The sequence below is a fragment of the Burkholderia sp. Tr-20390 genome, from assembly GCF_017104595.1.
Lineage (GTDB): Bacteria > Pseudomonadota > Gammaproteobacteria > Burkholderiales > Burkholderiaceae > Burkholderia.
Window position 1 is genome coordinate 1 of the sequence record NZ_JAAGPC010000325.1, and the last position, 5518, is coordinate 5518.

At 69.4% G+C, this 5518-nt stretch carries 3 protein-coding genes and 1 pseudogene; 2 read left to right on the forward strand and 2 right to left on the reverse strand.

The window, feature by feature from the left end; genetic code table 11:
- A partial coding sequence (hemC, locus tag G3N98_RS38245) for a hydroxymethylbilane synthase (RefSeq protein WP_241026273.1) occupies positions 1-1079 on the reverse strand: 1079 nt, incomplete at its 3' end.
- Positions 1080-1286: 207 nt separating this feature from the next.
- On the opposite strand from hemC, the gene ppc reads away from it, so the two are divergent.
- Positions 1287-4301, forward strand: coding sequence for a phosphoenolpyruvate carboxylase (gene ppc / locus G3N98_RS38250; protein WP_089473377.1), 3015 nt, complete (start codon positions 1287-1289; stop codon positions 4299-4301).
- Positions 4302-4419: 118 nt separating this feature from the next.
- Here the strand turns inward: ppc and G3N98_RS38255 are convergent, their stop codons facing one another.
- Positions 4420-5172, reverse strand: coding sequence for a class I SAM-dependent methyltransferase (locus G3N98_RS38255; protein ID WP_206151027.1), 753 nt, complete (start codon positions 5170-5172; stop codon positions 4420-4422).
- 215 nt (positions 5173-5387) lie between these two features.
- Here G3N98_RS38255 and G3N98_RS38260 point away from each other — a divergent pair.
- Positions 5388-5518 (forward strand): annotated as a pseudogene (locus G3N98_RS38260) (transcriptional regulator); the annotation flags it as partial.

Below are 5518 nucleotides of genomic sequence, written 5' to 3' on the forward strand. Positions count from 1 at the left end.
CGTTCTCCTGTGGCGTGCCTAGCGTCCAGCCGTGTGCTCTTCCGCTCTCGTGCCCGCGCCCGCGCCGCCCGCCACCCGCCGTCGCCCTTGCCGGCCGCCTGCGCCCCCGCGAGCAGCGCCCGGACGCTGTCGAGCGCGCCTTGCGCCTCGAGCTCGTCGGACACGGCGCGGCCGAGCGCGAGCGCATCGGCGACGGTCATGACGGCCCCGCACTCCTCGGCCGTCAGCACGCGCTTGCCGTCGGTCGTCGACACACGGCCCGTCAGGTACAGTTCGCCCGCGCGCCACACCGCGTGCGCGGCGAGCGGCACCTCACAGCTGCCGCCGAGCGCGCGCGACACCATCCGCTCGGCCTCGACCGCGAGCGCGGTCTGCGGGTCGTGCAGCGGTGCGAGCCATGCGGCGACGTCGTCGCGGTGCGATGCGATCTCGATGCCGAGCGCGCCCTGGCCGGCCGCGGGCGGGCTGGCTTCGACGTCGATCAGCGTGCGAATGCGCGCTTCCAGGCCGAGGCGCTTCAGGCCGGCGGCCGCGAGGATGATCGCCGCGTAGTCGCCGCGATCGAGCTTCGCGAGGCGCGTGTCGAGGTTGCCGCGCAGCGGCAGCACGTCCAGGTGCGGGTAGCGCGAGCGCAGCATCGCCTCGCGGCGCAGGCTCGACGTACCGACCACGGCGCCGGCCGGCAGCGCGTCGAGCGACGCGTAGTCGTTCGACACGAATGCATCGCGCGGGTCCTCACGTTCCATGATCGCGGCGAGCGAGAAGCCGTCGGGCAGCGCCATCGGCACGTCCTTCAGCGAATGCACGGCGAGATCGGCACGGCCGTCGGCCAGCGCGGCCTCCAGTTCCTTCACGAACAGGCCCTTGCCGCCGACTTTCGACAGCGTGCGATCGAGAATCTGGTCGCCGCGCGTCGTCATCCCGAGGATTTTCACGTCACAAGCTGGATATAATTTGCGCAGCGCATCACGCACATGTTCGGCTTGCCACATCGCCAGGCGGCTCTCGCGCGAAGCAATCGTCAACGTCGCGGGCGACTGTGCCTGTTGCGGCCCGGCCGCGGGGGTCTCGGAATTCATTGCTGGAACATCGAAGGACGGGATTGAAGATCGAACAATGGTAGCACGCACGCCCCTGCCCGCCCGGGCCTGGAGCCTGCGCCCGGCCTGCCGCCGAGCGGGTCGCGGCGCCGATGCGCGGATGTGCCGCACGTAGCTGGTTGCTTGACCGCAGTTTCGCAGTTTCCGCAGTTCCTTTTGACTCGAGCTTTCCCAAGGAAACCCATCGTGAAGTCTTCCGGATCGGCGCGTACGGCGCGCCGCAATGCTGCCCTGTCCTCCTCCGACGCCTCGACGGACACCGTCGCCACCGCCGCGAACGGCCGTGCGAAAACGGCAACGAAACCGAAAGACCCGATACGTCAGACAAAACGCACGACGAAAGCCACCGGCCCGGCTGCCCGCACGGCCGCCGCGCCGAAGTCCGGCACGCGCACGCGCGAGGACAAGGACGGCCCGCTGTTCGAAGACATCCGCTTCCTCGGCCGCCTGCTCGGCGACGTCGTGCGCGAGCAGGAAGGCGATACCGTGTTCGACGTCGTCGAGACGATCCGCCAGACCGCGGTCAAGTTCCGCCGCGAGGACGACAGCGAAGCCGCGCAGACGCTCGAGAAGAAGCTGCGCAAGCTGACGCCGGAGCAGACGGTGAGCGTCGTGCGCGCGTTCAGCTATTTCTCGCACCTCGCTAACATCGCGGAAGACCGCCACCACAACCGCCGCCGCCGCATCCATGCGCTGGCCGGCTCCGCGTCGCAGCCCGGCACGGTCGCGTACGCGCTCGAACAACTGAAGACGACCGGCAACGCGTCGAAGCGCCTGCTGCAGCGCTTCTTCGACGATGCGCTGATCGTGCCGGTGCTGACCGCGCACCCGACCGAAGTGCAGCGCAAGAGCATCCTCGACGCCCAGCACGACATCGCGCGCCTGCTCGCCGAACGCGACCAGGAACTGACGAGCCGCGAGCGCCAGCACAACGAATCGATGCTGCGGGCGCGCGTCACCGCGCTGTGGCAGACCCGCATGCTGCGCGACTCGCGCCTGACGGTCGGCGACGAGATCGAGAACGCGCTGTCGTACTACCGCGCGACGTTCCTCGACGAACTGCCCGCGCTGTACGGCGACATCGAGGCCGCGCTCGCCGAGCACGGCCTGTCCGCGCGCGTACCCGCGTTCTTCCAGATGGGCAGCTGGATCGGCGGCGACCGCGACGGCAACCCGAACGTGACCGCGCCGACGCTCGACGAGGCGATCAACCGCCAGGCCGCGGTGATCCTCGAGCACTATCTCGAACAGGTGCACAAGCTCGGCGCCGAGCTGTCGGTGTCGAACCTGCTCGTCGGTGCGAACGACGCCGTGAAGGCGCTCGCGGCAGCTTCCCCCGACCAGTCGCCGCACCGCGTCGACGAACCGTATCGCCGCGCGCTGATCGGCATCTATACGCGCCTCGCCGCGAGCGCGCGCGTGCGTCTCGGCGAAGGCACGGTGCCGGTGCGCAGCGCAGGCCGCGGCGCGCCGCCCGTGCGTGCGATCCCGTACGCGGATTCCGAAGCGTTCGTCGCCGACCTGAAGGTGCTGACCGCGTCGCTCGACGAACACCACGGCACGTCGCTCGCCGCGCCGCGCCTCGCGCCGCTCGTGCGCGCGGCCGAAGTGTTCGGCTTCCACCTGGCGAGCATCGACCTGCGCCAGAGCTCCGACATCCACGAAGCCGTGGTCGCCGAACTGTTCGCCCGCGCGGGCGTCGAGGCCGACTACGCGGCGCTCGCCGAGGAAGACAAGCTGCGCGTGCTGCTCGCCGCCCTCGCCGATCCGCGTCCGCTGCGCTCGCCGTATTTCGAATACTCGGCGCTCGCGCAGAGCGAGCTCGGCGTGTTCGAGAAGGCGCGCGAAGTCCGCGCGCAATTCGGCGCACGTGCGGTACGCAACTACATCATTTCGCATACGGAAACCGTCAGCGACCTCGTCGAGGTGCTGCTGCTGCAGAAGGAGACGGGCCTGCTCGAAGGCGCGCTCGGCGTCCCGGGCGGCGATGCGAAGAACAGCCTGATGGTGATCCCGCTGTTCGAGACGATTCCCGACCTGCGCGACGCCGCGCGCATCATGCGCGAGTACTTCGCACTGCCGGGCATCGACGCGCTGATCGCACACCAGGGCGCCGAGCAGGAAGTCATGCTCGGCTATTCGGACAGCAACAAGGACGGCGGCTTCCTCACGTCGAACTGGGAGCTGTATCGTGCGGAGCTCGCGCTCGTCGACCTGTTCCGTGACCGCAAGATCACGCTGCGGCTGTTCCACGGCCGCGGCGGCACGGTCGGCCGCGGCGGCGGCCCGACCTACCAGGCGATCCTGTCGCAGCCGCCGGGCACCGTGAACGGCCAGATCCGCCTGACCGAACAGGGCGAGGTGATCGCGAGCAAGTTCGCGAACCCGGAGATCGGCCGCCGGAACCTCGAGACGGTCGTCGCCGCGACGCTCGAAGCCACGCTCCTGCCGCAGAACAACGCGCCCGCGCAGTTGCCGGCGTTCGAGGCCGCGATGCAGACGCTGTCCGATTCGGCGATGGCCGCGTACCGCGCGCTCGTCTATGAAACGCCGGGCTTCACCGACTACTTCTTCTCGTCGACGCCGATCACCGAGATCGCCGAGCTGAACATCGGCAGCCGCCCGGCGTCGCGCAAGCTGCAGGATCCGAAGCAGCGCAAGATCGAGGACCTGCGCGCGATTCCGTGGGGCTTCTCGTGGGGCCAGTGCCGGCTGCTGCTGACGGGCTGGTACGGCTTCGGCAGCGCGGTGAGCGCGTATCTCGATGGCGCGCAGGACGACGCCGAGCGCACGAAGCGCGTCGCGCTGCTGAAGAAGATGAACAAGACCTGGCCGTTCTTCTCGAACCTGCTGTCGAACATGGACATGGTGCTCGCGAAGACCGACCTCGCGGTCGCGTCGCGCTACGCGCAGCTCGTTTCCGATCGCAAGCTGCGCAAGCACGTGTTCGAGCGGATCGTCGCGGAATGGGAGCGCACGTCGCAGGCGCTGGCGGAAATCACCGGGCACGAAGGCCGCCTCGCGACCAACCCGCTGCTCGCGCGCTCGATCAAGAACCGCTTCCCGTATCTCGATCCGCTGAACCACCTGCAGGTCGAGCTGATCAAGCGCCACCGCGCGGGCGACACGAACGCGCGGCTGCGCCGCGGGATTCACCTGACGATCAACGGGATCGCGGCCGGCCTGCGCAACACGGGCTGATCCGCCTGCGGCGCGGTGGGATGCCGCGCCGACTGACGTCTTGAAAGCCGCGATACGCGATGATGCGTATCGCGGCTTTTTTCATGCGCCGGCGAAACCGTGCCGGTGCACCTCGCGCTCAGTGCGCGTCGATCAGCAACGCGTCGTGTTCGAACGAACCGTCGGGCTGCACCGCGTAGTAGCCGCGCACCTCGTCCGGCGCATGCGCCCACAGCGCGCGAATGCCGGTGACGCTGTCGGCCGGCGTGCGGATGCGCGCAACCCACGTATCGAAATCGATCGGCAGCCGCCAGCGGCTGTGCACGTGCGCGTCGAAGCCGGCTTCGCGGAACATCACGAGCCATTCGTCCGCCCGGTAGTCGCGCACGTGCGACGCATCGCGCAGCACCTCCGCGGCCTGCAGGTACGTATCGAGAAGCGGATGGTCGTTGCCGGCGATATCGATCATCAACACGCGGCCGCCCGGTTTCAGCACGCGGCGCACCTCGGCGAGCGCCGCGCGCATGTCGTGCCAGTGGTGCGCGCTCATCCGGCTCACGACCCAGTCGAACGTCGCCGTGTCGAACGGCAGTTGCTCGGCCGGCCCCTGCTGCGTACGGAGGTTCGCGAGCCCGCGTTCGCGCGCGGCGGCGTCGACCGTCGCGAGCATCTGCGCGGCGAGATCGTAGGCGACCACGTCGCGCACGTGCGGCGCAACCGCGAAGCTCGCATGGCCGGCGCCGCAGCCGAGATCGAGCACCGCGGCGTCGGGCGTCGCGCGCACCGCGTCCGCGAGCGTCTGCAGATCGGCGCCCGTCGCGTGGACCGTGCTCGTCAGATAGGCGGCGGCCGTCGTGCCGAATGCGTCGGCGACCTGGTCGTGGTGTTTCATCGTTCGCTCCTTTGTACCGTTGCCGGTGCGACAGACGCCTCAGCCTCTGCTCCGGCCCCATGCAACGCGTTTTGTGGGACGCGCGCTGCCCTGCCAGCGCGCGAGCCGCTACAATAGCCCTGCGTTTGTACCAGTACAAGTTAAGCAGTTATTCTGGTATTCGATACACCTGCCTGACCGTTGCCGCGCCCCCGTTTCCATTTCGCCGTTTCCGCATGAACCACCCGTCCTCCGCTCCCGTCCCGCCGCTCGACGCCTCGCCCGCCCGCGCACTCGGCGAATTCATCCGCGCCCACCGCGAGCGGCTGTCGCCGCAGGCCGTCGGCCTGCCGCCCGGCCCGCGCCG